Raw genomic sequence first — 26,742 nt, 5'->3', positions numbered from 1 at the left:
GCGTAGCCGAAGCCTTCTGAGTCCACGCCTGTGGTGCCGGTGAAGCCGGAGCCGGGTAAGCCTGCTCCGAAGATCACCACGGATGCGGCCATTGAGGATAATGGTGCTCTGGTGGCTGGTGCCACGGTGGTGGATACGGTGAGCTTTACCGGCCTGGAGGCTGGTAAGAAGTACACCTTGGATGCTGAGCTGATGTGCAAGGCGTCTGGTGCCGCTACGGGTGCTACTGCGAAGGTGGTCTTTGTGCCGCAGGTTGCTGATGGGCAGATTAATGTGCCCATTGCGGTGACTGATGGTGACTGTTCTGAGCAGGTGGCCTTTGAGACGCTGCGGGATTCTTCCGGGGCTGTGGTGGCTGTGCATCATGACATTAATGATGCTGCTCAGACGGTGACGGCTCGTGATGTTGTGGAGAAGCCTGCTCCTTCGCAGAAGACTGTGGAGAAGAAGCAGGATAAGAACGTCACGGTGGTTACTGAGGATGCGCCTGAGGTGGGTAAGGCGGTGGCGCCGAAGACGCCGCGTCGTTCCATTAAGGCGATTCCGTCTGGTTCGTTGGTGTTGGAGGAGGGTATGCCCTCTCACATCTAGCCCAACGCGCTAGGTAGTTGATAAGAAAGAGAGGGGCGGTATATACCGCCCCTCTCTTTCTTGCTCCGCTATTTAGAGCGGATAGTTGCGCAGTTCTCGGCGCAGAATCTTACCCGTGGGGGATTTCGGGATGCTTTCCATCACGTCTACTCGGCGGATCTTCTTATAAGGCGTCACGCGTTGAGCCACCCAGTCCATCACTTCTTCGGGCTCAATCTTTGCGCCTTGCGCGGGTACAACGAAGGCTCGGGGAATCTCTAGCCCATCCTGATATGCCCCCACCACGGCGGCGTCGGCAATGTCGGGGCGGGTGAGCAGCAGCGCTTCGAGTTCGGAAGGGGCCACCTGGTAACCCTTGTATTTGATTACTTCTTTGGCGCGATCCACCACGTACAGTTCCCCGTGCTCACCTACGCGGAGGATGTCTCCGGTACGCATCCACCCGCCAGGGATAAGGGTGGCGGCCGTGTCCTCTGGGTTGTTGAGGTACCCCTGCATCACTTGGGGGCCGCGGATAAGTAGTTCTCCCTCGGTGTTCTGTTGTTCCAGGCTTTCCGGGTCCACAAGTTTCCATTCCGTGAGGGGAAGGGGCCGCCCAATGGAACCGCGGTCTTGAATGTCTGGATCTCCAAGAGAGACGATGGGGCTTGCTTCCGTCATTCCGTAGCCTTGGATCACGCGAGCACCCAGGCGCTTTTCTACGGCCAGGGCCAGCTGGGCGTCGAGAGCCGCGGCTGAGGAGATGATGGTGCGCAGCGAGCGTATTTGAACGCTGTCTACGGCGGGATGCTTGGCGAGGGCCACGGCAATCGGGGGCGCGACGAAGGTCATGGTGATGCCGTGCTTTTCGTGGCTTTCCAGGAAGAGGGGGAGGTCGAAGCGGGCCATGGTGAAGATGTGGGCGCGCTGAATCAGGGGCAGAGTGAGCAGAATGCTGAGCCCATAGATATGGCTGAAGGGCAGCGGTGCCATGACGTGCGAGTCTCTGTTGAGCCCCAATTTTTCAATGGCGCCGAGGGCTTGGGCGATGTTGGCCACCAGATTGCGGTGGCTGAGTTTGACGCCCTTGGCTTTTCCGGTGGTGCCGGAGGAAAAGGGAATGCAGGCGAGGGAGGTTTCCGGGTCGAGCGTCACAGTCGGCGCGGGGAGGCCGGTGTGGTAGATGTTGGGGAGCTCGGCGGCGGAGACGAAGAGAGCCTGTGAGGATGCGTCCTCGTGTTCCAATGCGCTGAGGAAGAGAACGGCTCCGGAGTCGCGGACGATTTTTCCGGTGTCCTCCTGATTGAGCAGCATGCCCATAGGGGTGACGGTGGCTCCGGCCTTGAGCGCGCCGTAAAAGGCGGCGGCGAAGTTGATGGAGCTGGGCAGTTGCAGGGCCACGACGTCGCCGGGGCCGATCCCGCGCGCGGCGAGGTAGCCCGTGAAGGCGTCGATCATGGCACTGAGTTCGCCGTACGTGGCGCTTTTCCCGGAATCTACTTCCGTGATGGCGGGACGTGTGGCATCGGCGGGGGAGAGGTCGGCAAAGACGCGCTCGTAGAGCGAACACGATGGGATGCTCAGCATGGGTGCTCCTTAGATTTAGGGAAGAAAATACAACAATCCCACAGTGTCCTATATCTCTAATAAAGTCAAGGAGTTATCTAGAACACTGAGGGATTGGTGCTGAGGTGCCGGAGCTTACTGGTTGAACTGTTCTAACAGGGCCAGGGCGGATTCCTTGCCCAGTTGGTGAGCGGCGAGGGGGCTATCGCCGGTCAGTAGGTTGCGGTCCCGCGTGGTGGCTCCGCTCATATCCGAGTTGAGGATTTCCATGCCGGCCTCAGTCAGGCGCTCACCGAGTTTCCACGGCATAGCGCCGGGGAGGTAGCCGATCTCCATGTTTGTGCCGAAGTCGAGAGAATCGGGGAAAGCCACCAGCTTGTAGCTGGAGAAGGGATTGCTTTCCCGGCCTACACCGGCGGCAAGTAGGCCCGCGGGGCCGTGGCAGAGAGTGATGATGAGCCTGTCATTGCGCACGAAGAACTCTAGGGCGTCGCGCAGATCGGGGCTGAAGGGAAGGCCGTTCATCGCCCCGTGGCCGCCGGGAATGAAGATCGCCGCGTAATCGTCCAGTCCGGAGGCGAGGAGGGCGGAGAGTTGATGGGGCGTCTTGAAGCCTTGTTGGGTGGCCTCCCAGGTAGCGGTGACGGCCTCGTCCTTGTGAGGATAGGCCCACCACTCAAACTTGCCGGGTCCGCCGCTGAGGGTGGCAATATCCACACCGTAGCCGGCCTGCATCATGTGGTGGAGCGGGAGAAGGGTCTCCACGGGGTGATTGCCCGTGGAGAAGAAGGTGCCGTTTTGCATGAGCATGTAGCGCTCGTCGGCGGCGATCACGAGTACCTTCCAGCGGCCGCCGGTGTACTTTTCCTCCGTGGCCAGGCCGTCGAAGTTGGTGGTATCGGCGGTGTATTGGCTCAGGGAATAGGGGGAGGGGAAGAAGGCGCGATCCTCGGCGGGATCGGGGGTGGGAGTCCGGTCAGACATGATGGCCTTTCTGCGTTGTCGGGAAGCTGCCGCTACCAGGGTAGGTCTGCGTGGGCGATCGCGTGGGGCGAGAGCTTGCTTTGCTGCGGAGAGGTGCCGAGAGACGCCAAGAAACGCTGAGAGGTGCTGAGGGGTCTGAGCACGGCGCGGTTCCGATGCAGCACAAATAGGCCGCACTGAGGGGCACTCCGAGACGCGACGGCGCACAACGGGGCGCGCTGGGCAACCGTGTAGTAGCTCACGGCGTCGAGAAGCGCTCTGTATAGCCGGCAAAAGAGGGCCTATCGCTGTTCCTGCGATAGGCCCTCTTTGTGGGAGGGGGCTTAGCGGTAAGCGCTCACGCCCGTGATGGTCTTGCCCACGATGAGGGACTGAATGGTGTCCGTGCCCTCGTAGGTGTGTAGGGCCTCGATGTCGCACATGTGGCGGATGATGTCATTTTCCAGCAGGATTCCCACGCCGCCGAGCATGTCGCGAGCGGTGGCGGCCACGGAGCGGGCCTTGCGGGTGTTGTGCACCTTAGCCAGGGCGGCCTGCTTCTCGTTGAGCGTGCCAGCCTCTTCCATCTCCAACAGGCGCTTGCAGTAGAGGGCCATAGAAACGATGTCCTGGAGCATGTCGCTGAGGCGCTGCTGCACGATCTGGAAGCTCACCAGCGGCTTGCCAAACTGCACGCGCTCCTGGGCGTAGCTCAGGGCCTTCTCGTAGCAGTCGATGGCCAGGCCCAGGGCGGCCCAGGCCACGCCGATGCGGGTGCCGGCCAGGATCTCGGCGGTATCGCGGAAGGACTTGGCGCCCGGCAGGCGGTTCTCCTTGGGAATACGCACATTTTCCAGGTGAATCTCGGCCTGGTGGATGGCGCGCAGGGAAGCCTTGCCCTTGATCGTCTCGGCATTGTAGCCGGGGGTGTCCTGCGGGACGATGAAGCCACCCACCTGGCCGTCCTCCATGCGAGCCCACACGATAGTGATGTGACCCACGGAGCCCTGGCCGATCCACTTCTTGGCGCCGTTGATGACGTATTCATCACCATCGAGTACGGCGGTGGTTTCCAGGGCGATGGAATCGGAACCGTGCGTCGGCTCGGTCAGCGCGAAGGCGCCGAGTACCTCACAGCGGGCCATAGGCGCGAGGTATTTTTCCTTTTGCTCCTCGGAGCCGCACAGGGCGATGGACTTCATGGCCAGGCCGGACTGCACCACGATGGCGGTGCCGATGGAACCGTCCAGGCGCGCCAGCTCCATCGTGATGAGGCGGTTGGCGCGGATGCTCATGGGCTCGAAGCCGGGGATGTCGATGCCATCGCGCACGATGCCGAGGTCTGCGGCGCGCTTGACCACGGGAATGCGGTACTCGGCTTTCTCCCAGGCGTCGTTGATCTGATCGCGTACCTCATCGGCAAAGGCGCGGGTGGTGTTCCAGTACTCAAGATCCTTGCCATCGACATCGGCAAAGATGCCGTAGAAGTCAGCGGTGCTGTTGCTTAGCGGAGTGGACATGAGGGTGACCTACCTTTCAGCTAGGGCTATCCGGGAACGAATTGCTGTTCGTATTAACAGTGTGATGTGTAGCGCACTCAACGTCAAGTGGTGGGGGGAGAACATGTGGGTAGAGTGATCCGCATGGCAAATGAGCAACGCAAGGCGCAGATTGCCGCCGCAGCCCTTCATCTCTTTGGGCACCGCGGATATAACGCCACGGGCATGGAGGACATCGCTGGTCAGGTGGGTATGGCCACCTCAAGCCTGTATAACCACGTGGGCTCTAAGCGGGAATTACTCACGGATCTGATTCTTTCCACCCTGCGCGGTTTGCTGGAATATCACCGCGAGGGGCTGCGCGGAATACAAGATCCTAGTGAGAAATTGCACACCGCAATGAGCCTGCACGTGCGCTATCACGCGCTGCATGCCCAGGCCACCAGGGTGGTGAGCAATGAGATTGCGCATCTCGACGCCCCCTCCCGCGCCCAGGCCACGCAACTACGCCGGGAATACGTGCGCTATTGGCAAGAGATTCTGCGCGTCGGGGTGGAATCCGGGGACTTCCGCGTGGCAGACGTCAAGGTCAGTGCCTATTCCCTCATCGACATGGGCCTGGGCGTGTGCCTCTGGTTCGATCCCCGCGCCACCTACAGCGCGGAGGAATTGGGAGAGATTTACGCGGATATGGCCCTGCGCAGCGTGGCCTCGTGATTGAGGTGGATCGCAGCGCGGGAAGCCTGCCGCGTCAGATTACCCGGCAATTACGGGAGCTTATCGACGCCGCCCGCCTCGCCCCCGGCGATCCCGTGCCCTCAAGCAGGGCTTTGGCCGCCAGCCTGGGAGTATCGCGGGGAACCGTGGTGGCCGCCTATGAACAACTCGTGGGGGAGGGTTACCTCGCCAGTACCCACGGCGGAACCAGGGTTAATCCCGAGCTTCCCCAGACGAGGGTGCGGCCCCGCCCGGCCAGGGCTCACACCGCCGCTCCCGTGCGTCAGCGTGCGGACCTGCGCCCCGGTATCCCCAACGTGGAGGAACTGACGGGCACCGCGTGGCGGGAGGCTTGGCGTCGGGCGGCCGCGAGGCCCAGCCGTGGATACCCGGCGCAGGGGGATCGCCGGCTGCGCGAACTCGTGGCGGAGCACCTGCGCATCACGCGATCGGTTGCCTCCGATCCCGCGGATATACTCATCACCTCCGGCGCCCGCGATGGGCTGCGCACACTTCTCTCCGCGATGGGGCCGCGCAGCATAGTGGCCGTGGAGGACCCCGGTTATCCCTCCCTGCGGGCGGTGCTGCGCGAACACGGGCATGAGGTGGTTCCTGTTCCCGTGGATGAAGAGGGAATGGACATCGCGGCTTTGGAGCGGGCGCGGCCGCAGGTGGCGCTGGTAACCCCCTCCCACCAGTACCCTCTGGGCGCGACGATGAGCGCGCCGCGGCGTCGCCAATTGCTGGACTTTGCCGCCGCGCACGCGGTGATCGTGGTGGAGGACGATTACGATTCCGAACTGCGCTACGTGGGGCAGCCGCACCCGGCGCTGGCTGCCGTGGATGATGCGGGGTGCGTGGCCACGCTCGGCTCCTTTTCCAAGACGGTTACCCCCGGCCTGGGGCTGGGATTCGTGCTCATGCCCCCGAGGCTGAAGGCCACCATGTGTGCCCAGGCCACCCCGGCCTCTGGGGTGGTGCAGGATGCGATGAGGTACTTCATGGAAAACGATGGGTTCCGGCACCACCTGGCTCGCATGCGACGGGAATACAAACGCCGGCGCGCCCTTTTCACCGAGATCTTTGCCGAGGAACAAGCCGTGCCGATGGATGGCGGGCTGCACGCCGTGATCTACCTCGATGCCGAGCGCGACGTCGTGAAGCAGTGCGCGCGACGGGGCATCGCGGTGCAGGCGCTCTCTGAGTATTGGAGCACGCCTCAGCGGCGCGGAATCGTGGTGGGAATCGGGGCCTACGGATACGCCCGTACCAGGGAATTATTGGAGGAAGTACGCGCGGTGATCCGCGAAGTGGAGCCGATTGACGCACGCGCTAAAGTGGAGGGAAGGTGAACCCCGGCCCCGATCAGGAATGAGATCAAACTAGCTCATGGCGCGTATGCAAGAAAGTGCGGATCTGCTCAAGTGCTCCTTCTGTGGCAAGACGCAAAAGCAGGTGAAAAAGCTCATTGCCGGTGGCGGAGTGTACATCTGCGATGAGTGCATTGAGCTGTGCAATGAGATCATTGAAGAGGAAATGGGGGCGGCGCAGGCCTCCCAGCAGGACCAGCAGGGCAGGCTGCCCAAGCCCTCGGAGATCCGCGCCTTCTTGGACGAATACGTCATAGGCCAGGACGAGGCCAAGCGCGTGCTCGCGGTGGCGGTGTACAACCACTACAAGCGCATCCGCGAGGCGGAATCCGCCTCTTCCTTCCGCAAGCGCGAGGATGAGGTGGAGATTGCCAAGTCCAATATCCTCATGCTGGGACCCACCGGCTCCGGCAAGACCTACCTGGCCCAAACGCTCGCCCGGCTTCTCGACGTCCCCTTTGCTATCGCCGACGCCACCAGCCTCACCGAGGCCGGTTACGTGGGCGAGGATGTAGAAAACATCCTGCTCAAACTCCTCCACGCCGCGGACTTTGACGTGCAGCGCGCCCAGCACGGCATCATCTACGTGGACGAGGTGGATAAAATCTCGCGGAAATCGGAGAACCCCTCTATTACCCGCGACGTTTCCGGCGAGGGCGTGCAGCAGGCCCTACTCAAGATCTTGGAGGGCACCACCGCCTCCATTCCCCCGCAGGGTGGGCGCAAGCACCCCAACCAAGACCTCATTCAGCTGGATACCTCCAATATCCTCTTCATCGTGGCGGGGGCCTTTGCCGGGCTGGATCGGGTGATTCAGGAGCGCGTGGGCAAGCGCAGCCTGGGCTTTGGCTCCGTGGTGGAGAGCCTGGACGCGCACAAGTCGCAAGATATTTTCGCCCAGGTGCAGCCGGAGGATCTGGTGCGCTTTGGGCTCATTCCCGAGTTCATCGGCCGCCTGCCCGTGGTGGCCACCGTGGGCAACCTGGATCGCGCTTCCTTAGTGCAGGTGCTCACCGAGCCCAAGAATGCGCTCGTGCGCCAGTACCAGCGGCTCTTTGATATTGACGGGGTGGACCTGCGCTTCGAGACGGAGGCATTAGAGGCCATCGCGGATAAGGCCATCGAGAGGGATACCGGCGCGCGAGGCTTGCGGGCGATCATGGAGGAACTTCTGGTTCCCGTGATGTATGAGATTCCCGACCGGGAGGGGCCGGGCGAGCTCATCGTTACCGGCGCGATGGTGCGCGGGGAAGAGGAGCTGCTGGTGGAGGACTGCGCCGAGGAGCGCTCCGCCTAAAGATCTGGGTTCGAGGCTCTTAAAGGCGGCGGGCCTACTCGTAGATCGCCTGGGCGGATTCCGGCTCTTCGTCTACCGATTGGGTGGTGCTCAGATACGAGTTATGGCCCGAGTGCGGGATATTCGAGGTGAGGAAGGCGAGGACGGCGTCGATAGTCATGCGGCGCACGCCCTCGGTATTGGCCTCATTGGTGAGGTCGATACCGAAGATATTGATGGCCAAATCTCGCTGCTGGGTGCGATAGAAGGAGAGCGCGGAGACGAGGTAAAAAACGTCATAGGCGGAAATGCCGGGGCGGAATACGCCGGCATCCTGGCCGAGCATGAGCAGCTTATCGAGGTGCAAAATGACCTCGGCATTGCTGAAAAGGGGGGCTATGTCCGTGAGATCGAGGACGTGTTGAAGCGACTCCATGTGTAGGAGTTGAGCGGCAATCGGATTGCGCAGGATCTGGACGTAGAGGGCATCGACAACCGTGCGAATACCATCCACGGGAATGGCGGAATCAACCACGAGGCGCGATGAAGGGGGTTGAAGTAACTCGATGGCGCGGCAAAGGACGGCATGGTACAGGCCCTTTTTATTGCCAAAGTGATAGTGGATCATGCGCTTGGACACGCCTGCTTCCTTGGCGATCCCTTCGAGCTTGGCATCGGAGAAGGGCTTGCGGGAGAAGCGCCCCATTGCGATGTCGATGACCTGCTGCATGGATTGGTCATCCGGCGATGGGTGCTCAAGCGCCACGTCGAGATCCTCGCGCACCATCCAATTCCCTCCTTGTGCGTCTGCGCCTTATGTTTGCGCTGTGAAAAGCCAATACTAGATTACGGTTACCTTCCTCAAAGGGGGTAGTATTGGGGGAGAACGCAAAGAAAACACCAGGTAAAATGGGGTGTTTTTGACACTTTTGGGGGTGTTATCTGAACTCTGAAGAGGAGTATGGTGGTGCCTGTAGCCCCTTTGCTTCTTTGTGCCGAAAGGATTGTTCATCATGGCACGTGCCGCTAAGAAAATCACGGTGACCGGAGCCGCCGGAAACATCGCCTATTCCCTGCTGTGGCGTATCGCCAGCGGAGAGGTATATGGTCCCGATACGCCCGTGATTCTGAACCTCTTGGAGATCCCGCAGGCCCTTCCCGCCACCGAGGGAGTGGCGATGGAATTGATGGATTCCGCCTTCCTGCTTCTGCGTGGCATCGAGGTCACCGGGGACCCCGCCGTGGCTTTCGACGGCACCTCGGCGGCCTTCCTGGTGGGTGCCAAGCCGCGTACCCAGGGGCAGGAGCGCGGCGATCTGTTGGCAGCCAATGGAAAGATCTTTGGCCCCCAGGGCGCGGCGATCAACGAGCACGCCGCCGAGGACGTGCGCGTGGTAGTGGTGGGCAACCCCGCCAATACCAATGCTCTCATCGCGCAGCAGGCCGCCCCGGATGTGCCCGCCGAGCGATTCACCGCGCTCATGCGCCTGGATCATAACCGCGCCCTGGCGCAGCTCTCCCGGCGCCTTGAGGTGCCCAGTGCGGAGATAGAGAAGATGGTGGTGTGGGGCAATCACTCGGCCACTCAGTTCCCCGACCTCACCTATGCCACCGCTGTGGGCCAGCCGGTGGCCCCGCAGGTGGAACGGGAGTGGTACCTAGAGGAGTTCACGCCCAGGGTGGCCAAGCGGGGTGCGGAGATTATCGAGGTGCGAGGGAAATCCTCGGCGGCTTCTGCGGCCTCGGCGGCCGTGGACCACATGCGCGATTGGATTCACGGTACTGAGTCGTGGGCCACGGCCGCGGTGGTGTCCGACGGCTCCTACGATGTGCCCGAGGGGCTGGTCTTTGGCTTCCCCACGGTGGCGCGCGAGGGGCGCTGGGAGATCGTTGAGGGCCTGGAACTCAGCGATTTTCAGCGTGAGCGCATTGCCGCCAACGTGGCGGAATTGCAGGCTGAGCGCGAGGCGGTGGCGCACCTGCTGGCGGGCTAGGCCGGCGGGCAAAACCAGGGCGCTAAGATAGGGCGGGTGATGGAGAACCGCGCCGAAAAACTGCCCAAGAGCTGGGACCCCCACGCCGTTGAGGCGGAGCTGTATCAGCGCTGGATTGATCGGGGTTATTTTGAAGCCGACCCCGCCAGCGCCAAGCCCGCTTTTTCCGTAGTGCTGCCGCCGCCCAACGTAACCGGCCAGCTGCACATGGGGCACGCCCTTGACCACACGCTTATCGACGCCATCGTGCGCCGCAAGCGCATGCAGGGTTACGAGGTGCTGTGGCTGCCGGGCATGGACCACGCCGGTATCGCCACCCAGACCAAGGTGGAGGCGCAACTCCAAGAGCAGGGGATCTCCCGCTATGACCTCGGCCGCGAGGAGTTCGTGGAGAAGGTCTGGGAGTGGAAGCGCCAGTACGGCGGCACGATCCTCAACCAGATGCGCGCCATTGGCGATTCGGTGGATTGGTCGCGCGAGCGCTTTACCTTGGACGAGGGCCTTTCGCGCGCCGTCCAGACCATCTTCAAGGAACTCTATGATCGCGGGCTGATTTACCGGGCTAACCGCCTGGTGAACTGGTCGCCCGCGCTGTGCACCGCCGTCTCCGATATTGAGGTGGTGTACAAGGACGTCGAGGGCGAGTTGGTGAGTTTCCGCTACGGCGATGGCGAGGACTCCCTGGTGGTGGCCACCACCCGCGTGGAAACCATGCTGGGCGACGTGGCCATTGCGGTGCACCCCGAGGACGAGCGCTATACCCACCTGGTAGGCAAGGTGCTCCCGCACCCCTTCCGCGATGATCTCAGCCTCACCGTGATTGCCGATGATTACGTGGACCCGGAGTTCGGCACCGGAGCGGTGAAGATTACCCCGGCGCATGACCCCAACGATTACGCGATGGGCAAGCGCCATAACCTCGATATGCCCACCATCATGGACGAGGGCGGCCGCATTGCCGATACCGGCACGCGCTTTGACGGACTGACCAGGGAAGAAGCCCGCGAGGCGATCCGCGAGGCCCTGCGCGAGCAGGGGCGCATCGTCAAGGAGGTGCGCCCCTATGTGCACTCGGTGGGTCACTCGGAGCGCTCCGGGGAGGCCATCGAGCCGCGCCTTTCCCTGCAATGGTGGGTGAAGGTGGAGGAACTGGCCCGCATGGCCGGTGATGCCATTCGTGAGGGCGATACCACCTTGCACCCCAAGGTCTTGGAACCGCGCTACTTTGACTGGGTGGACGATATGCACGATTGGTGCATTTCCCGCCAGCTGTGGTGGGGCCACCGCATCCCCATCTGGTACGGCCCTGAGGGCGAGGTCGTGTGCGTGGGACCGGACGAGGAGGCCCCGGAGGGCTATACCCAGGACCCGGACGTTCTGGATACCTGGTTTAGCTCCGGTCTGTGGCCCTTCTCCACCCTGGGGTGGCCGGAATCCACCCTGGGGTGGCCGGAATCCACCCCGGACTTGAAGAAGTTTTATCCCACTTCCGTGTTGGTCACCGCCTATGACATTTTGTTCTTCTGGGTGGCCCGCATGATGATGTTCGGTACCTTTGCCGCCACCATCACCCCGGAGCTGGAAAATACCGTTCCCTTCAAGGACCTCTTCCTGCACGGCCTGGTGCGCGATGAAAAGGGCCGCAAGATGTCTAAGTCCCTGGGCAATGGCATCGACCCGATGGAATGGGTGGAGCGCTTTGGTGCGGACGCGCTGCGCTTTACCCTGGCTCGCGGCGCCAACCCCGGCGTGGACCTGCCGGTGGGCGAGGATCACGCCCAGAGTTCCCGCAACTTTGCCACCAAGCTCTTCAACGCCACCCGCTTTGCCCTGATGAAGGGCGCCGAGGTGGGGCCGGTGAAGCGCGAAGAACTCACCGACGCCGATAAGTGGATTCTCGACCGCCTGGAAGAGGTGCGCTCCCGCGTTGATGAGTACTTGGAGGACTACCAGTTCGCCAAGGCCAACGAGGAGCTGTACCACTTCACCTGGGACGAGTTCTGCGATTGGTACCTGGAAATCGCCAAGACCCAAGACCCCGAGCCCACCCGCTTCGTGCTCGGCCGGGTGCTCGACGTGGTGCTGCGCCTGCTGCACCCCGCCATGCCCTTCGTCACCGAGGTGCTGTGGACGGCGCTCACCGATGAAGAGTCCATCGTGATCGCTCCCTGGCCCACGGCGGAGGACACCAATAACGGCGAGCCCACCGATGAGGTTGCTGCCCGCCGCATTGAGGACGCCGCCAAGCTCATCACCGAGCTGCGCCGCTTCCGCTCCGACCAGGGCGTCAAGCCCTCCCAACAGGTGCCGGCCCGCATTGATTGCGGCGCGATTGACCTGGAAGGCCAGGAGGAACTGGTGCGCTCGATGGCGCGCGTGACCCGCCCGGAGGAGGGCTTCGCGGCGTCGGCAAGCATTGAAGTACGTCTTTCCCAGGCCACCGTGGAGGTGGCGCTGGATACCTCGGGCACGGTGGATAAGGAGGCCGAGCGCAAGCGCCTGGAAAAGGAACTCGCGGCGGCCAACAAGGAACTCGAAACCACGGCCAAGAAGTTGGATAACCCGAACTTTGTGGATAAGGCCCCCGCCGAGGTGGTGGCCAAGATCCGCGAGCGCCAGCAGATCGCCCGCGAGGAGGTGGAGCGCGTGACCGCCCGCCTGGAGGGGCTGCGGTGAGCGAGGAGCACGGAGTTCACCTCGACGAAACCGGCCTGACCCTGCCCATTGACATGGCGGGGGACAAGGAGGAGACCCCCGAGGCTCGTCCGGTGACCCCGGAGGATCTCAAAGCCCTGGCCGAGGTGGAAGCGGAGCTGGACCAGCGCTGGCCGGAAACCAAGATCGACCCCAGCACCGAACGCATGGAGGCCCTGATGGACCTGCTGGGTTCCCCCCAGCGGGCCTATCCCGCCATTCACGTGGCGGGCACCAACGGCAAGACCTCCACGGTGCGCATGATCGAATCCCTGCTGCGCGCCTTCCACCGCCGCACCGGGCGCACCACCTCCCCGCACCTGCAACTGGTCACCGAGCGCATTGCTATCGACGGCGCGCCCATCCACCCCAGCGATTACGTGCGCACCTGGCGCGAGATTGAGCCCTATGTGCGCATGGTGGACGAGCGCTTCGGCGTGCCCATGAGCAAGTTCGAGGTGCTTACCGCGATGGCCTTTGTGGCCTTTGCCGACGCCCCCGTGGACGTCGCCGTGGTGGAAGTGGGCCTGGGCGGGCGTTGGGACGCCACTAATGTGCTCGGCGCCCAGGTGGCCGTGGTGACTCCCGTGGGCATGGACCACACCGATTACCTGGGTGAGACTTTGGCGGAGATCGCTGGGGAGAAGGCTGGGATTATCACCTCCCGCTGGGACGCCGACGATCTGCTCACCCCGCCGGATAACGTGGCGATCGTGGCCGAACAGGAACCCGAGGCCGCCGAGGTCATTCTGCGCCGCGCCGTGGAGGTGGACGCCGCCGTGGCGCGCGCCGGGGTGGAGTTCGGCGTGATGGAAACCACGGTGGCCGTGGGCGGGCAGCGCCTGAGTATCCGCGGCCTGGGAGGGGAATACACCGATATTTTCCTTCCCCTTTCCGGGGAACACCAGGCCCATAACGCCGCGGTGGCCCTGGCCGCCGTGGAGGCTTTCTTTGGGGCAGGTGCCGGGCGCCAACTAGACGAAAACACCGTGCGCGAGGGCTTTGCCCAGGTGACCTCACCAGGGCGCCTGGAGCGGGTACGCACCGCGCCCACCACCTTCATCGACTCCGCGCACAACCCCCACGGTATGCGTGCTCTGGGGCGCGCCCTGGACCGGGACTTCACCTTTGAGCGGCTTGTTGCCGTGGTGGCGATCCTGGGCGATAAGGACGTTCCCGGTGTGCTGCGGGAATTGGAGCCCTATGTATCCGAGGTGGTGTGTACCCGAAACTCCTCCCCGCGTAGCCTGGAAGCCGAGGAACTAGCGGAGTACGCCAGGGAGATCTTTGGCGAGGAGCGCGTGCACGAGGTAGGCAACCTGCCCGGTGCCGTGGAATTGGCTGTGGAACTGGCGGAGGAGGCCGAGGTGCAATCGGGGGCGGGCATCATCATCGGCGGCTCGGTGGTGACCGCCGGGGAGGCCCGCACGCTTTTTGGAAAGGAACCGGCATGAACACATCATCTTCCCCTTCTTCCCGCGGTACGGGGCGGGGGTCTGGCCGCGGGGCCGAACCCGAATACGGCCCGCTGGGCCCCGGCCACGCCCCGGAAAAAGACCCCATGAAGGGCATCGCCGGAGTGATGGCGGCCACGATGAGCATGGAGGCCATCACCTTTTACCTGGCGCTCACGGTGATCGCCAGGGTGGACGGCGGCGAGCACTGGACCACCTTTAACGCCGTGTACGTCACGGTCATGGCTACCGTGATGCTCGTGGTTTCCTTCATGCAACGCCGCCGCTGGGCTATCCCCGTCAACATTGCCTTGCAGGCGGTGGCGCTGGCGGGAGGGTTTATTATCCACTACTCGCTGGGGATCGTGGCGGCCGTATTCATCGTGGTGTGGTGGTACGTCTTACACCTGCGCTCCAATCTCATCGCCAGAATGAAGCGCGGCCTGCTCACCACGCAGCATATGTAACCCCTTGCCCCTAAACGGGGGCGAGGGGGACCCCGAAAAGGGGAATACCGGGGGATACCTGGGGCAGAAAAGTCCGGTACAGTGACGGGCATGACCGAACGTACTTTGATTCTGATTAAGCCCGACGGTGTTGCTCGCGGGGTTGTGGGCAACATTCTTTCCCGCATCGAGGCCAAGGGCCTCAAGTTCACCGCCCTGGACCTGCGCGTGGCCGACCGCGAAACCGCAGAGAAGCACTACGCCGAGCACCAGGACAAGCCCTTCTTCGGGGAGCTGGTGGACTTCATCACCTCCGCGCCGCTGATCGCCGGCGTGGTGGAGGGCGAGCGCGCCATCGAGGCATGGCGTCAGCTGGCCGGTGGCACCGACCCCGTTTCTAAGGCCACCCCCGGCACCATTCGCGGCGACTTCGGCCTTTCCGTAGCCGAGAACGTGGTGCACGGCTCCGATTCCCCCGAGTCCGCCGAGCGCGAGATCGGCATTTGGTTCCCCGAGCTCTAAAGCGGTTTTTGATGCGACGCCAAGGCTAGGCGCCAACCGCCATCATGCGGCTGGCCTGGTCATAGGCGTGCAGGCCCTTGGGGGTGAGGGCCAAGAAAACCCTTTCTTCATCATCTCCGGCGTCCACGGCGCTGGTGGTGATGAGCCCTTCTTCCCGCAACTTCTGAATCTCGGGGCGTAGTTTGCGCAAGCTCGTGCCCATCGCGTACGTCACCAGCCGGGTGCGCACTCGGACGCCCTCTACCGCACCCAGGGTGTAGAGCACGCCCAAGACTTCGCTGTGCATGCGGGCGGCGTCGATCTGTTCTTGGCTGAGTTCCACCTCCTCTTGGAGGAGTTCTTTGGCGCGCCTGCGGCCTACGGAGGCCTGGACGCGGTAGCCGTCGCGCATGAGGAAGGTGCTGGCAACGGCCACGATGATGCCGATAATCGCGGCGGAAGTGAGGTTTTGCGGTATGAAGTGCCGCGAAACCAAGACGAGGAACATAAATCCGGTAAATGACCAGCCACCGTGAGCGTAAATATCGCGCTGGTCCCAGTTATCGCTCCGGCTAAAGGGGGCGCGGCGCAGCGAAAATACGGTGAGGGCGATGACGACAGCAAAGAAAATGAATGCCCACAAGAGCTTTTCCCACTGGAGGAAGAACATAGCGGCCCCCATTGTCACCCCGAAGAGGAGTGAGAAGAACCACGGATGGGCGAGGCGGTCAAGTGCCTGGATAGGTGGCATAAAACCCAGGGTATGCAAAGATGGGGGAGGATACATCCGATCGTGTGCAAACTCCGTGTGGCGGCGATGAAAAGAAAACATCAGCGCCCGGGGCACAGATATAACTTCAAGGAGCGCAATAGCAGTGGCACGTAGCCAGAAGAAGAGCGAAAAAGAAGCGAATACCCCCGTGGCCGAGGCGCTGGCTGGGCAGGCGCGGGATTTTGACCGCAGCCAGTTGGGGGCCAAGACCAGGGTGCATGCCCTGGCAAAGATGCTGGGAGGCACCTCCAAGGAACTCATCGTGGCCCTCGATTCTCTGGGCTCGGTGAAGGTGGCTCAGTCTACGCTGAGTCAGGAGGAGGCCACCGCCCTGCTGGATTACCTGGCCGGTGCGGGGAAGGACAAGGACGCGGGGGAGAAGCCGAAGAAGGCAACCAAGGCGCGTAAGAGCACGAAGAAAGCGGTGAAGAAAGCCGCAAAGAAGAACAACGAGGGGGATACCGGGGAGCCACAGAGCGGGGAAAGCGAGCAAAATGCGCAGGCTCCCGAAAAGGCCGAGGAAAAGCAGGATTCTGGCGAATCCGTGGAACGTATCCGGCACCGCGTGGAGAAGAACGTGGCCAATGAGATTCACCAGATTGAGGAGAAGGTAGAAAAGGACCTTTCCGAGCAGGTGGCGCAGGCCCAAGAAAAGGCGGAGGAGGGCGCCGAAAACGCCGCCCCCGAGGTAGCTGAGGCAACCGAGGCTATCGAGGCCGCCGAGGTCACTGAGCAGGAAACCGCCGAGGAAGAAGAAAAGGCGGAAGAAAAGAAAAGCCGAGGCCGCCGCACGCGGAAGATCACCAGGAGCGCTAGGAGCACCCGGAGCGCCAAGCGGGCGAGCGAGGCAAAGAAGCTCGTAGAGGCTGTAGCGCCTGCGGAATCCGTGGAGAAGGAGGCTCCCGAGGAAGAGCCCACCGCGCAAGAAGTAGCCGAGGACAACCGCGAGGAGACCGAGGGGGCGTCGGAAGCCAAGCACCCGCGCCGCCGCACCCGCAGGGCCACCCGCCGCACGCAACCGCGCGCTGAGCAAAATGAGCGAGCCGAGCGCACCGAGCAGATCGAAGAGCCCGAGACAGAAGAGCCTGAGACCGAGGAAGAGGTGCCGGAGGCCAAGAAGCCGCGCCGTCGTGGGCGTCGTGGCACCCGCCGGGGCCGGGGAGCGGCGGAGGAACCCACCGCAGCGCCACAGGTTGAGAGCGCGGACTCCGAAGAACAAGAAGAACCGGAGACCGCAGAGGAGCCGCAGGAGCAGGAGATTCAGGAGCCGGTGGCGCTAAAGGGCTCCACCCGCTTGGAGGCGCAGCGGCGTCGCCGCAGCGAGCGCAGCGATGAAGCACGCCGGAAGCGCCACGTGATCTCCCAGGCGGAGTTCTTGGCGCGCCGGGAATCGGTGGATCGCACGATGGTGGTGCGCGAGCGCAACCGTCACGATCATCACGGCGTGGTCACCCAGGTGGGGGTGTTGGAAGATGAGCTGTTGGTGGAGCACTTTGTGACCTCCGATCAGCAGTCCTCTATGATCGGCAATATCTACCTGGGGCGCGTGCAAAACGTGCTGCCCTCGATGGAGGCCGCGTTCATCGACATCGGCAAGGGCCGCAACGGCGTGCTCTATGCCGGTGAGGTGGATTGGAAGGCCGCCGGCCTGGGCGGGCGCTCCCGCAAGATCGAGCAGGCTCTGCGCGCGGGCGATCAGGTGCTGGTGCAGGTGACCAAGGACCCAGTGGGCCACAAGGGCGCGCGATTGACCACGCAGATTTCCTTGGCCGGGCGCTTCCTGGTGTACGTGCCCGGCGGGCGCAGCGCGGGTATCTCGCGCAAGTTGCCCGGCCCGGAGCGCAAGCGCCTCAAGGACATTCTCAAAGCGGTGGTGCCGGGTGAGGGCGGAGCGATTATCCGCACTGCCGCCGAGGGCGTTTCCGAGGAGGCCATTGCTGCCGACGTCCGCCGCCTGCATGATTTGTGGGAGGACATTCAGGCTCGCGCCCAGGAGGAGAAGGATTCGCGCGGGGCCACCCCGGTAACCCTCTATGAGGAGCCGGACATGCTGGTCAAGGTGGTGCGCGACCTCTTCAACGAGGACTTCGGTTCCCTGGTGGTGGAGGGCAAGCGCGCCTGGAATACGGTGCACGCCTATGTGCAGTCCGTGGCCCCGGACCTGGAAGAGCGCCTGGTGTTCTATGACCGCCAGGAGCACGGCGGCACCGATGTCTTTGAGGCCTATCGTGTGGATGAGCAGTTGCAGAAGGCCCTGGCGCGCATGGTGTGGCTGCCCTCGGGTGGTTCGTTGGTGATTGACCGCACCGAGGCCATGACGGTTATTGACGTCAATACAGGGCGTTTCACCGGCTCCGGGGGCAACCTGGAGGAGACGGTGACCCGCAATAACCTGGAGGCCGCCGAGGAGATTGTGCGCCAACTGCGCCTGCGCGATCTGGGTGGCATGATCGTGATTGACTTCATCGACATGGTGCTGCCGGAGAACCGTGACCTGGTATTGCGCCGCCTCAAGGAGGCCCTGGGGCGCGATCGCACCCGCCACCAGGTTTCCGAGGTCACCTCCCTGGGGCTGGTGCAACTGACCCGCAAGCGCCTGGGTACCGGCCTGCTGGAGACCTTCTCCACCGAGTGTCCCACCTGTGAGGGGCGCGGCATCGTGCTGCACGAGGACCCGGTGGAGCATGGCGCGGGCGAGAAGGCGGAGAAGTACGCGCAGGCGGACCGCAAGCGTAAGGAGAGTAAGGAAGGCGCCAAGGAGCACAAGGGCGAGCGGGAGAAGAAGCCCGCCAAGAGCCCGCAGCGCTCCATTGAGCAGCTGGCCGCCGCCGTGGTGGTGGACGATACGGCTGCCCCGGCCGAGCAGGGCCTCTCCGAGGTGGAGAAGATCGCGGTGGCCGCCGTGGATACCGCCGATGAGCTTGATCCGCACGAGCCCAATGGTGCGCACTACGAGCGCGCCGTGGAGGAGTTCGAGGCCTCTCCGCGCCGCAAGCGCCGCACGCGGGGTAATTCCCGCTCGGATCGTCGCCCGCAGCCGGAGGACTTCGTGGAGGAGCCCGCCGCAGAAACCCCGGAGTCCACGGAAACCTCCGATAGCACCGAAAGCTCCCCGGCTTCTCGACGCCGCCACCGCCGCCGCGTGGTGCGCCGTAACGCGGGTAGTGCCTCTGCCGCGCGGAAGTCGAAGGCGCAGCGGACGGCCCCGGTGCGGGAAACCACCGCGCGGGAGCAAAAGGAAGAGGCGGGCTCCTCGCGGCGACGCGGCCGACGTCGGGTTACGCGGCGCCGTAGTTAGGCGGTTTGTGTTTGGTGGCTGCCACAGGGTAACCTTTGGCAGTCGCTGTTTTGGGGCTTATTCCACCTATCTGTGTGTTGTCAGCGCTCCGAAGCATTTGAGTACCTGTCCATGTCAGGCCCGCGAGGGTCTGAGCCGAGATTCCAGATAAGGGGTAGCCCTCCGATGTACGCGATCGTCAAGACCGGCGGAAAGCAGTACAAGGTTGCCGAAGGTGACCTCGTCAAGGTCGAGAAGATCGAGGGTGAGCCGGGTTCGTCCGTGGCTCTCACCCCGATTCTGCTCGTCGATGGCGCCGATATTAAGTCCAACGCTTCCGAGCTTGAGGGTGTGCAGGTCTCCGCTGAGATCGTGGAGCACACCAAGGGCCCGAAGATCAAGATTCTGAAGTACAAGAACAAGACCGGCTACAAGGTTCGTCAGGGCCACCGCCAGCAGCTGACCGTTCTCAAGGTCACCGGCGTTAAGTAACCAGCTTTTAGCGAGGGAGGCAAACCCACATGGCACACAAGAAGGGTGCATCTAGCTCTAGTAACGGTCGCGATTCAAATGCCAAGCGCCTCGGCGTGAAGCGTTTTGGCGGCCAGAAGGTCAACGCCGGTGAGATCCTGGTGCGTCAGCGCGGCACCAAGTTCCACCCCGGTGAGAACGTCGGCCGTGGCGGCGATGACACGCTCTTCGCCCTCAAGGAAGGCGCAGTGCAGTTCTCCATCAAGCGCAACCGCCGCATGGTGAACATCGTGGAGGCCGAGCCGGCCGCCGCGTCTGCCTAAGTTTTTATCCGCGTGGCCCCGCTGCTCCTCATCGAGTGGCGGGGCCACGTTGGTATTTGTGGGCACATAAATGGGGGAATACGGGGTGGTAGCATCGGTATGCTCAGATTTCTACATATATAAGGAGTGCTGTCATGGCTCGCTTCATTGACCGCGTGGTCCTGCATTGTTCCGCCGGCGATGGCGGCCACGGCGCCGCTTCGGTGCACCGGGAAAAGTTCAAGCCCTTGGGTGGCCCCGATGGTGGCAATGGCGGCCACGGCGGGGACATCGTATTAGAGGTATCCCCCCAGGTGCATACCCTCCTTGATTTTCACTTCCACCCGCACTTGAAGGCCAAGCGCGGCGCCAATGGCGCCGGTGACCACCGCAATGGCGCCCGCGGGGAGGACCTGGTGCTAGAGGTCCCGGTGGGCACGGTGGTGCTTGACGACGCCGGGGAGGCCCTGGCCGATCTCACGGTTCCGGGGGAGCGCTTTATCGCCGCTACTGGCGGCTATGGCGGCCTGGGCAATGCGGCCCTGGCCAGCCACAACCGTAAGGCCCCCGGCTTTGCCCTGAAGGGAGAACCGGGGGAGGAGCGCGACCTCATTTTGGAATTGAAGTCCGTGGCCGATGTGGGCCTGGTGGGCTTCCCCTCGGCGGGGAAGTCCTCGCTCATCTCGGTGCTTTCGGCGGCGCGCCCCAAGATCGGTGATTATCCCTTTACCACCTTGCAGCCCAATCTGGGGGTGGTGAACGTGAGCAACCAGACCTTTACGGTGGCGGATGTACCGGGTTTGATTCCCGGAGCCAGCGAGGGTAAGGGGCTGGGCCTGGACTTTCTGCGCCACATCGAGCGCACGGCGGTGCTGGTACACGTGGTGGATACCGCCACCTTGGAATCGGGGCGCGATCCCATCTCCGATATTGAGGCCCTAGAAGATGAGCTGGCGGCCTACCAATCGGCCCTGGACCAAGATACCGGCCTGGGTGACCTGCGCGAGCGCCCCAGGATCATCGTGCTCAACAAGGCCGATGTGCCGGAGGCCGAGGAGCTAGCGGAGTTCGTGAAGCCGGAGCTGGAAGAGCGCTTTGGCTGGCCCATCTTCATCATCTCCGCCGTGGCGCGCCGTGGCCTGGACCCGTTGAAGTACGCCCTGTTGGAGATCGTGGAGGCTGATCGCAAGCGCCGTCCGAAGGTAAAGAAGGAGAACACGGTGATCCGCCCGCGCGCGGTGGATGCGCGCGCGAACTCCCGTGGCCGCGGTGGTAAGCAGGACTTTGAGGTGCTGCCCGATCCCGAGGAGCCGGGAGCCTACATCGTGCGCGGCAACAAGCCCGAGCGCTGGATTGTGCAGACGGACTTTGAAAACGATGAGGCCGTGGGTTACCTGGCTGACCGTCTGGCTCGCGCCGGGGTGGAAGAGGCGCTGTTTAAGGCCGGTGCCCAGGAGGGGGCCACCGTGACCATCGGTGAGGTCACCTTTGAATGGGAGCCGCTGACCACCGCGGGCGATGATCTCACCATGACCGCGCGCGGTACCGATCCGCGCCTGGCACGGAACACGAGGGCGTCGGCAGCCGAGCGCAAGCGCGCCTCCCAGGCCCGCCGTGGGCTCATTGATGAGTACCAATATGACGATGAGGGGCCCTCGGACAGGGATCGCTGGCAAGGCTAGGTGTGTACCATGTAGTGAACATGAGAGAATATCTTGCCAACGCAAAGAGAATCGTAGTCAAGATCGGCTCTTCTTCCCTCACCAACGAGGCCCACACGGTGGATACCTCCCGCTTGGATGAGATCGTGGATGCCCTCACCGCTCGCATGAAGCGGGATACGGATGTGATTGTGGTTTCCTCCGGCGCGGTGGCCGCCGGAATGGGGCCGTTGGGCCTCAAGCAGCGCCCCACCGATCTGGCCACTAAGCAGGCTGCAGCGGCCGTGGGGCAGGTGGAACTGGCGCACGAATGGGGCAAGTCCTTTGCCCGCTACAACCGCACGGTGGCTCAGGTGCTCCTCACGGCGGGCGATACGGGGGTGCGCGACCGCGCCCGCAACGCCCAGCGCACCATCGACCGTCTGCGCCAGATGGGCACCGTGCCCATCATCAATGAGAATGACACCGTGGCTACCTCGGAGTTCCACTTTGGCGACAACGATCGCCTCTCCGCCCTGGTAGCGCACCTGGTGTGGGCGGACGCCCTGGTCTTGCTTTCCGACGTCGATGGCCTCTACGACCGCAACCCCGCCGACCCGGAGGCGCGATTCATCTCCGAGGTGCGCGATGACTCCGATCTTCACGGCATCGAGGCCGGCGACGGCGGGGCCGTGGGCACCGGGGGCATGGCCTCCAAGATCGAGGCGGCGCGCCTGGCCTCCCGCGGCGGGGTGCCGGTGCTGCTGGCCTCGGCGGCGTCGATAAGCGAGGCGCTGGACACCGCCGAGGTGGGCACGGTGTTCTACCCCAAGGACAACCGCCTTTCCGCCTGGAAGTTCTGGGCGCTGTATGCGGCGGATACGGTGGGCAAACTGCGTATCGACGCCGGGGCAGCCCAGGCGATCCGCACCGGTGGCACCTCGCTGCTGGCGGTGGGAATTACCGGGGTGCTGGGTGATTTTGAGTCCGGGCAGATCGTGGACATCGTGGATGAAGCCGATGAGATCGTGGGCCGCGGCGAGGTGGCGTACTCGGCGGAAGAGTTGCAGGGGATGATCGGTAAAAAGACCTCTGAACTGGACGAGGAACAGCGCCGCCCGGTGGTACACACCGATTATCTTTCCTACTTTGCCGCGCGCCGTTAAGGGGGAGCGATGAGATTTGCCATGCTGCCTACCCCGTGGCCGGAGGTAGTGCAAGGACTAGAAGCGGCGGGGCACGAGCACGGCCCGCTCGACGGCGCGGAGTTCCTGGTATTCCACGGCGGGGCCGAGGACTTCCCGGAGCTGCCAGCCAGCGTGAAGTACGTGCAGATGGCCTTTGCAGGGCTCGACGGGCTGCGCGAGGCAGGCCTGCTGAGCGGTGACGTGCGCTGGGCCAATGCCGCAGGCCTCTATGCCGATTCCGTGGCCGAGGGAACGCTGGGCCTCATGCTGGGTGCCGCGCACATGTACAAGCTCGTGACCGCGCGGGCCTCCTGGGACGTGGCGGAGACGATGCAGCATGAGTCGTCATTCCTCTATGAGGATAAGACCGTGATGATTGTGGGCGCGGGCGGCATTGGGCGCAGGCTCATCGAACTGCTTGATCCCTTTGGCTGCCACGTCATAGCCGTGAATAGAAGCGGCCGCGAGGTGCCCGGAGCGCAGGAAACCTATCCGATAGCGCGCTTGCAGGAGGAACCCGCCCTGTGGGGCCGCGCGGACTTCGTGGTGCTGCTCGCTCCGCTCACCGAGGAAACACACGACCTCGTGAACGCCGAGGTTCTAGAGCAGATGAAGCCCTCCGCCTTCCTCATTAACGCCGGGCGCGGGCCGCTGGTGGATACCGATGCCCTGGTATCGGCGCTGCGCGCCAAGCAGATTGCGGGGGCGGGCCTCGATGTGACCGACCCGGAACCGCTGCCGGATAATCACCCGCTGTGGGAGCTGGATAACTGCCTGATAACCCCGCACACCACCAATACGGTGCCGATCATGCGCCGCAGCCTGCCCGCCCTGGCGGTGCGCAATGCCGCGCTCTATGAGGCAGGCGAGCGCATGGAAACCGAGTGCGATCCGGTGGCGGGGTACTAGGGCCGGTGTTCGGTTTCTGGTGCCTTGGGTGCATTGATGCCCTGGTTCTTGGTGCCTGTGCTTGGCTCCTGGATGCATCAGTCCCACCCTTCATTACCCAGCACCACAGAAATGCCTCTGATAATATTTATCGGCGGAAGGACTACTAAACATTTCTTAAATCACCAGCAGCGCTGTAACCCGCACGCACTTAACTCTGGTGCGTAATCCCCGTTACCTATGCCCCTCGAAAAGGATTGTCCTCGAATATTATGTTCCAGTCTCAGAACAATAAGCTCCGCACCCTCTGGTTGATCCTCTCAGTCATCCTCGCCGCTGTAGCCCTTTTCGGCGCAATGTACTGGGCTCCCGTACGCGGTAACAGCACTGGTCTCCTGTGGGCCATCTTCGCCCTCATGGCCGTGCAGTCTTACTCCCTCCATAAGGAAGGCAAGCAGTCCTAGTAGGCAGCAAAAAATCCCGTACTTCCCTTCCTCGATTATTCTCTCCCCAAGCAAAGTGAGGGGAACAGGATGATGATTATGGGTTTAGGATGTACGGGGTTTTCTGCGGTCGGCCCTCATGTGGAAACTCCGTGAGGGTTTTCCAGAAGGAGCTAGGCTTTCGCCGAATTACTCAGCGGAGCCGGTCTACTTGAATGGGAAGCCCAGCTTGCGCAGCAGTGCGCGGCTTTCCTCATCGTTGGTCGCGGTGGTGACAACGGTGATGTTCATACCGCGTGGACGATCAATCTTGTTTACGTCGATTTCGTAGAACATGGATTGCTCGTTGAGGCCGAAGGTGTAGTTGCCGTGGCCGTCGAACTACTGATCGGACAGGCCGCGGAAGTCGCGGATACGTGGCAGCGCGATGGTCAGCAGGGGTCCAGAAACTCTCCGATGTGGTTGCCGCCCAGGGCCGTGGACACTCGTGTGTTAGCCTGCCCGCATGAGTGAAGATTCCGTGGGCGGTGCTGCACCCGAGGAGTGGACTCTCGACCACCCGGAATTAGGGGAGATTCGGGTGTATGCGGGTTCGGCGCAGCAACTGCGCGCCTTTGACCCTGGCTTTCCCGAGGGGGAGGAGGCACCGATCTTCCCCACCTTGCTCGTGCTGCGGGAGGGGGTTCCGGTGGCGCGCTATAAGCAACTAGAAAAGCGCGTGATTCCGCTGGCCACCGCCCCGGAGGGAGTGCTCAAAGAGGGCGAGTACACGGTCAAAATCACCACGCCGTCGCGCCCGCGCCTGCGCATGGAAACCGGCTTTATGGGGCGGTGGATTAAGGCCGCCTACGTGGAATCCGCCCCCGGCGAAGTAGTAGATATGGTCCCGCCACCGGGCTCCAAGGCGGAGAAATACTACCGGGCTATGCAGGAATCGCCGTGGAAGCGCCTGGTCTATCCCCTGGTTGGAGGCATGGGCAAGGCGGGTTGGGCCATCGGCGTGCTGGTATTGGGTCCGCTTATTTCCCGGTTTATTAAGTGGCTGCTGAGTTTCTTCCCCGATGTTTCCCTTCCCAGTATTCCGCTGCCGGATGTCTCTTTACCCTCAATTCCCTGGCCGAATATTTCGCTTCCCTCGATTCCGTGGCCGGATATTCCGTGGCCGGAAATGCCAGATATAACGCTGCCGGATTGGGTGCTGTGGCTGCTGGAGCACAACAAGATATGGATTCCCTTGGTGCTCGGCTTGGTCGTTGGGGTGATCTCGTTGCGGCGCGCGAAAAAAGCGCGGGAAACGCGGCAGCGCTGGGAAGCGTGAACAGAGCAGGAGAATACCGGGCAGGAGGGCGCGGGGCGGCGTCGACAAGCCCCTGCGGAGGAGCCGGAAGCAGACCGCACGGAAGAAGAATGACCCGCCCCTCGCGTACACTCGCGTGGCATGGACGCTAAAACTCGTGAGTCAGAGCGCACAGAGGTTCTTACCAAGGCCCGGGCGGCCAAGGACGCCGCCCCGCAGATCGCCAGGTTGACCTCCGCGCAGAAGAACGAGGTGCTCCTTGCCGCCGCCGAGGCCCTGGTGAGCCAGGCCGAGCGCGTGCTGGCGGCCAATGCCCTCGATGTCGAGGCCGGGCGGGAGGCCGGAATGTCGGACTCCCTGGTGGACCGCCTCTCCCTGGATACGGGGCGCATTGAGGGCATGGCCGGGGGACTGCGCCAGGTAGCCAGCCTGCCCGATCCGGTGGGGGAGGTGATGCGCGGCCACGTTATGCCCAATGGCATCGCCATGCGCCAGGTGCGCGTGCCTCTGGGCGTGATGGGCATGGTCTATGAGGCCCGCCCCAACGTCACGGTGGATGCCTTTGGCCTGGCGCTCAAGTCCGGCAACGTGGCGCTGCTGCGCGGTTCCAAGTCCGCCCGCAACTCCAACGCTGCCCTGGTGGAACTGCTCCAAGAGGTAGTACAGAAGCACGGCCTGCCGCGGGAGACAGTGCAACTTCTGCCCTGCGAAAGCCACGATTCCGTGCAAGACCTCATCACCGCGCGCGGGCTGGTGGACGTGGTGATTCCGCGCGGTTCCGCCCGGCTTATCGACGCCGTGGTCACCGGCGCCACCGTCCCCGCCATCGAGACGGGCACGGGCAACTGCCACTTCTACATCGACAAGGACGCCGACCTCGATTCCGCCCTGGAGATGGCGCTCAACGGCAAGACCCGGCGGCCCTCGGTGTGCAATGCCACCGAGACGGTGCTTATCGACGCCGCCCTGCCCACCGACACACAGCAGCGCATCGTGGCGGCCTTCAAGGAGGCCGGAGTGACCGTGCACGGCGACCCCGAGCAGCTGGGCGACGTGGTGCCCGCTACCGATGAGGATTGGGGCGAGGAATACCTGAGCATGGACATCGCCGCTGCCGTGGTGGACGGCGTCGATGGGGCGATTGCCCACATCACGCGCTGGTCCTCCGGGCACACCGAGGCCATTGCCACCCAGAACCACTCCACCGCGCAGCGTTTTACCCAGGAGGTCGATGCCGCCGCCGTGATGGTGAACGCCTCCACCGCCTTTACCGACGGCGAGGTGTACGGCATGGGCGCGGAGATCGGTATTTCCACCCAGAAGCTCCACGCCCGCGGACCGATGGCCCTGCCGGAACTCACCAGCACCAAGTGGATTCTGGAGGGCAACGGCCAGGTGCGGCCCTAGGTTTTCTC

23 protein-coding genes and 1 pseudogene are annotated in these 26,742 nt (G+C 63.3%); 18 read left to right on the top strand and 6 right to left on the bottom strand.

Annotated features, from left to right (window positions below; translation table 11 throughout):
• Positions 1-30: 30 nt before the first annotated feature.
• The gene (locus Clow_RS05610; RefSeq protein WP_055177479.1) at positions 31-591 is read left to right on the top strand and encodes a VaFE repeat-containing surface-anchored protein; all 561 of its coding nucleotides are present in this window, start codon (positions 31-33) and stop codon (positions 589-591) included.
• 72 nt (positions 592-663) lie between these two features.
• Here the strand turns inward: Clow_RS05610 and Clow_RS05605 are convergent, their stop codons facing one another.
• The 3 genes from Clow_RS05605 to Clow_RS05595 all read right to left on the bottom strand — a co-directional run bounded on the left by Clow_RS05605 (position 664) and on the right by Clow_RS05595 (position 4,619).
• Positions 664-2,157, bottom strand: a complete 1,494-nt coding sequence (locus Clow_RS05605; protein WP_055177476.1) for an AMP-binding protein — start codon at positions 2,155-2,157, stop codon at positions 664-666.
• A 114-nt stretch (positions 2,158-2,271) separates the two neighbouring features.
• The gene (gene hchA, locus Clow_RS05600) at positions 2,272-3,120 is read right to left on the bottom strand and encodes a glyoxalase III HchA (RefSeq protein ID WP_055177474.1); all 849 of its coding nucleotides are present in this window, start codon (positions 3,118-3,120) and stop codon (positions 2,272-2,274) included.
• Between the two features lie 323 nt (positions 3,121-3,443).
• Positions 3,444-4,619 (bottom strand): acyl-CoA dehydrogenase family protein, encoded by a 1,176-nt coding sequence (locus tag Clow_RS05595; protein WP_055177471.1) that lies wholly within the window; start codon positions 4,617-4,619, stop codon positions 3,444-3,446.
• A 123-nt stretch (positions 4,620-4,742) separates the two neighbouring features.
• Between Clow_RS05595 and Clow_RS05590 the strand changes: the two genes are divergently transcribed.
• Genes Clow_RS05590 through clpX form a run of 3 tightly spaced genes read left to right on the top strand, consistent with a single transcriptional unit; the run spans position 4,743 to position 7,982 of the window.
• Positions 4,743-5,315 (top strand): TetR/AcrR family transcriptional regulator, encoded by a 573-nt coding sequence (locus tag Clow_RS05590; RefSeq protein WP_055177468.1) that lies wholly within the window; start codon positions 4,743-4,745, stop codon positions 5,313-5,315.
• Positions 5,312-6,667 (top strand): MocR-like pyridoxine biosynthesis transcription factor PdxR, encoded by a 1,356-nt coding sequence (gene pdxR, locus Clow_RS05585; protein ID WP_055177465.1) that lies wholly within the window; start codon positions 5,312-5,314, stop codon positions 6,665-6,667. Before Clow_RS05590 ends, pdxR begins: the two co-directional genes overlap by 4 nt.
• Positions 6,668-6,704: 37 nt before the next feature.
• The gene (clpX, locus tag Clow_RS05580; RefSeq protein WP_055177461.1) at positions 6,705-7,982 is read left to right on the top strand and encodes an ATP-dependent Clp protease ATP-binding subunit ClpX; all 1,278 of its coding nucleotides are present in this window, start codon (positions 6,705-6,707) and stop codon (positions 7,980-7,982) included.
• Between the two features lie 34 nt (positions 7,983-8,016).
• Here the strand turns inward: clpX and Clow_RS05575 are convergent, their stop codons facing one another.
• Complete coding sequence (locus Clow_RS05575; RefSeq protein WP_055177458.1) at positions 8,017-8,748, bottom strand: TetR/AcrR family transcriptional regulator; 732 nt, start codon at positions 8,746-8,748, stop codon at positions 8,017-8,019.
• Positions 8,749-8,974: 226 nt separating this feature from the next.
• Between Clow_RS05575 and Clow_RS05570 the strand changes: the two genes are divergently transcribed.
• The 5 genes from Clow_RS05570 (at position 8,975) to ndk (ending at position 15,071) form a co-directional block, all read left to right on the top strand.
• Positions 8,975-9,955 (top strand): malate dehydrogenase, encoded by a 981-nt coding sequence (locus tag Clow_RS05570; protein WP_055177455.1) that lies wholly within the window; start codon positions 8,975-8,977, stop codon positions 9,953-9,955.
• Positions 9,956-9,994: 39 nt separating this feature from the next.
• Entirely contained in the window at positions 9,995-12,631 is a 2,637-nt protein-coding gene (locus tag Clow_RS05565) for a valine--tRNA ligase (RefSeq protein WP_055177452.1), read from the top strand.
• 53 nt (positions 12,632-12,684) lie between these two features.
• Positions 12,685-14,103 (top strand): bifunctional tetrahydrofolate synthase/dihydrofolate synthase, encoded by a 1,419-nt coding sequence (folC, locus tag Clow_RS05560; protein ID WP_082418556.1) that lies wholly within the window; start codon positions 12,685-12,687, stop codon positions 14,101-14,103.
• Between the two features lie 107 nt (positions 14,104-14,210).
• Positions 14,211-14,570 (top strand): DUF4233 domain-containing protein, encoded by a 360-nt coding sequence (locus Clow_RS05555; protein WP_245625712.1) that lies wholly within the window; start codon positions 14,211-14,213, stop codon positions 14,568-14,570.
• A gap of 90 nt (positions 14,571-14,660) precedes the next feature.
• Complete coding sequence (ndk, locus tag Clow_RS05550; protein WP_055177627.1) at positions 14,661-15,071, top strand: nucleoside-diphosphate kinase; 411 nt, start codon at positions 14,661-14,663, stop codon at positions 15,069-15,071.
• 25 nt (positions 15,072-15,096) lie between these two features.
• Here ndk and Clow_RS05545 read toward each other — a convergent pair whose 3' ends face one another.
• Positions 15,097-15,801: a hypothetical protein gene (locus Clow_RS05545; protein WP_156334669.1), complete on the bottom strand. Its 705-nt coding sequence runs from the start codon at positions 15,799-15,801 to the stop codon at positions 15,097-15,099.
• A gap of 124 nt (positions 15,802-15,925) precedes the next feature.
• On the opposite strand from Clow_RS05545, the gene Clow_RS05540 reads away from it, so the two are divergent.
• The 7 genes from Clow_RS05540 (at position 15,926) to Clow_RS05510 (ending at position 24,051) form a co-directional block, all read left to right on the top strand.
• Positions 15,926-19,120, top strand: a complete 3,195-nt coding sequence (locus tag Clow_RS05540) for a translation initiation factor IF-2 N-terminal domain-containing protein (protein WP_055177445.1) — start codon at positions 15,926-15,928, stop codon at positions 19,118-19,120.
• Between the two features lie 165 nt (positions 19,121-19,285).
• On the top strand, positions 19,286-19,591 hold the full coding sequence (gene rplU / locus Clow_RS05535) for a 50S ribosomal protein L21 (protein WP_018117684.1): 306 nt from the start codon (positions 19,286-19,288) through the stop codon (positions 19,589-19,591).
• A gap of 29 nt (positions 19,592-19,620) precedes the next feature.
• Positions 19,621-19,893 (top strand): 50S ribosomal protein L27, encoded by a 273-nt coding sequence (gene rpmA / locus Clow_RS05530; RefSeq protein ID WP_055177442.1) that lies wholly within the window; start codon positions 19,621-19,623, stop codon positions 19,891-19,893.
• Between the two features lie 134 nt (positions 19,894-20,027).
• Positions 20,028-21,554, top strand: a complete 1,527-nt coding sequence (gene obgE, locus Clow_RS05525) for a GTPase ObgE (protein ID WP_055177436.1) — start codon at positions 20,028-20,030, stop codon at positions 21,552-21,554.
• 20 nt (positions 21,555-21,574) lie between these two features.
• Positions 21,575-22,678 (top strand): glutamate 5-kinase, encoded by a 1,104-nt coding sequence (proB, locus tag Clow_RS05520; protein ID WP_055177624.1) that lies wholly within the window; start codon positions 21,575-21,577, stop codon positions 22,676-22,678.
• Between the two features lie 9 nt (positions 22,679-22,687).
• Entirely contained in the window at positions 22,688-23,608 is a 921-nt protein-coding gene (locus Clow_RS05515; RefSeq protein ID WP_055177434.1) for a D-isomer specific 2-hydroxyacid dehydrogenase family protein, read from the top strand.
• A 251-nt stretch (positions 23,609-23,859) separates the two neighbouring features.
• Positions 23,860-24,051 carry a hypothetical protein gene (locus tag Clow_RS05510; protein WP_055177432.1) on the top strand — a complete coding sequence of 64 codons (192 nt, stop codon included), beginning with the start codon at positions 23,860-23,862 and terminating at the stop codon, positions 24,049-24,051.
• Positions 24,052-24,237: 186 nt separating this feature from the next.
• Here Clow_RS05510 and Clow_RS11730 read toward each other — a convergent pair.
• A pseudogene (locus Clow_RS11730) lies at positions 24,238-24,488 on the bottom strand (50S ribosomal protein L5); the annotation flags it as partial.
• A 47-nt stretch (positions 24,489-24,535) separates the two neighbouring features.
• Between Clow_RS11730 and Clow_RS05500 the strand changes: the two are divergent.
• The gene (locus Clow_RS05500) at positions 24,536-25,348 is read left to right on the top strand and encodes a hypothetical protein (RefSeq protein ID WP_156334667.1); all 813 of its coding nucleotides are present in this window, start codon (positions 24,536-24,538) and stop codon (positions 25,346-25,348) included.
• Between the two features lie 120 nt (positions 25,349-25,468).
• Entirely contained in the window at positions 25,469-26,734 is a 1,266-nt protein-coding gene (locus Clow_RS05495) for a glutamate-5-semialdehyde dehydrogenase (RefSeq protein ID WP_055177428.1), read from the top strand.
• The last annotated feature ends 8 nt before the right edge of the window (positions 26,735-26,742 follow it).

Origin of the sequence: Corynebacterium lowii (assembly GCF_001412085.1) — a bacterium.
Lineage (GTDB): Bacteria > Actinomycetota > Actinomycetes > Mycobacteriales > Mycobacteriaceae > Corynebacterium > Corynebacterium lowii.
This window is presented reverse-complemented; position numbering and strand designations above follow the sequence as displayed.

Excerpts from the sequence above, each read along its gene's own strand:
- Clow_RS05545 (WP_156334669.1), bottom strand. The coding sequence starts at position 15,801 with ATGCCACCTATCCAGGCACTTGACCGCCTCGCCCATCCGTGGTTCTTC.
- Clow_RS05565 (WP_055177452.1), top strand. The coding sequence starts at position 9,995 with ATGGAGAACCGCGCCGAAAAACTGCCCAAGAGCTGGGACCCCCACGCC.
- Clow_RS05590 (WP_055177468.1), top strand. The coding sequence starts at position 4,743 with ATGGCAAATGAGCAACGCAAGGCGCAGATTGCCGCCGCAGCCCTTCAT.
- Clow_RS05595 (WP_055177471.1), bottom strand. The coding sequence starts at position 4,619 with ATGTCCACTCCGCTAAGCAACAGCACCGCTGACTTCTACGGCATCTTT.
- Clow_RS05555 (WP_245625712.1), top strand. The coding sequence starts at position 14,211 with ATGAAGGGCATCGCCGGAGTGATGGCGGCCACGATGAGCATGGAGGCC.
- Clow_RS05500 (WP_156334667.1), top strand. The coding sequence starts at position 24,536 with ATGAGTGAAGATTCCGTGGGCGGTGCTGCACCCGAGGAGTGGACTCTC.
- Clow_RS05605 (WP_055177476.1), bottom strand. The coding sequence starts at position 2,157 with ATGCTGAGCATCCCATCGTGTTCGCTCTACGAGCGCGTCTTTGCCGAC.
- Clow_RS05510 (WP_055177432.1), top strand. The coding sequence starts at position 23,860 with ATGTTCCAGTCTCAGAACAATAAGCTCCGCACCCTCTGGTTGATCCTC.
- Clow_RS05495 (WP_055177428.1), top strand. The coding sequence starts at position 25,469 with ATGGACGCTAAAACTCGTGAGTCAGAGCGCACAGAGGTTCTTACCAAG.
- ndk (WP_055177627.1), top strand. The coding sequence starts at position 14,661 with ATGACCGAACGTACTTTGATTCTGATTAAGCCCGACGGTGTTGCTCGC.
- Clow_RS05570 (WP_055177455.1), top strand. The coding sequence starts at position 8,975 with ATGGCACGTGCCGCTAAGAAAATCACGGTGACCGGAGCCGCCGGAAAC.
- folC (WP_082418556.1), top strand. The coding sequence starts at position 12,685 with ATGGCGGGGGACAAGGAGGAGACCCCCGAGGCTCGTCCGGTGACCCCG.
- obgE (WP_055177436.1), top strand. The coding sequence starts at position 20,028 with ATGGCTCGCTTCATTGACCGCGTGGTCCTGCATTGTTCCGCCGGCGAT.
- rpmA (WP_055177442.1), top strand. The coding sequence starts at position 19,621 with ATGGCACACAAGAAGGGTGCATCTAGCTCTAGTAACGGTCGCGATTCA.
- proB (WP_055177624.1), top strand. The coding sequence starts at position 21,575 with ATGAGAGAATATCTTGCCAACGCAAAGAGAATCGTAGTCAAGATCGGC.
- Clow_RS05575 (WP_055177458.1), bottom strand. The coding sequence starts at position 8,748 with ATGGTGCGCGAGGATCTCGACGTGGCGCTTGAGCACCCATCGCCGGAT.
- rplU (WP_018117684.1), top strand. The coding sequence starts at position 19,286 with ATGTACGCGATCGTCAAGACCGGCGGAAAGCAGTACAAGGTTGCCGAA.
- hchA (WP_055177474.1), bottom strand. The coding sequence starts at position 3,120 with ATGTCTGACCGGACTCCCACCCCCGATCCCGCCGAGGATCGCGCCTTC.
- clpX (WP_055177461.1), top strand. The coding sequence starts at position 6,705 with ATGGCGCGTATGCAAGAAAGTGCGGATCTGCTCAAGTGCTCCTTCTGT.
- Clow_RS05515 (WP_055177434.1), top strand. The coding sequence starts at position 22,688 with ATGAGATTTGCCATGCTGCCTACCCCGTGGCCGGAGGTAGTGCAAGGA.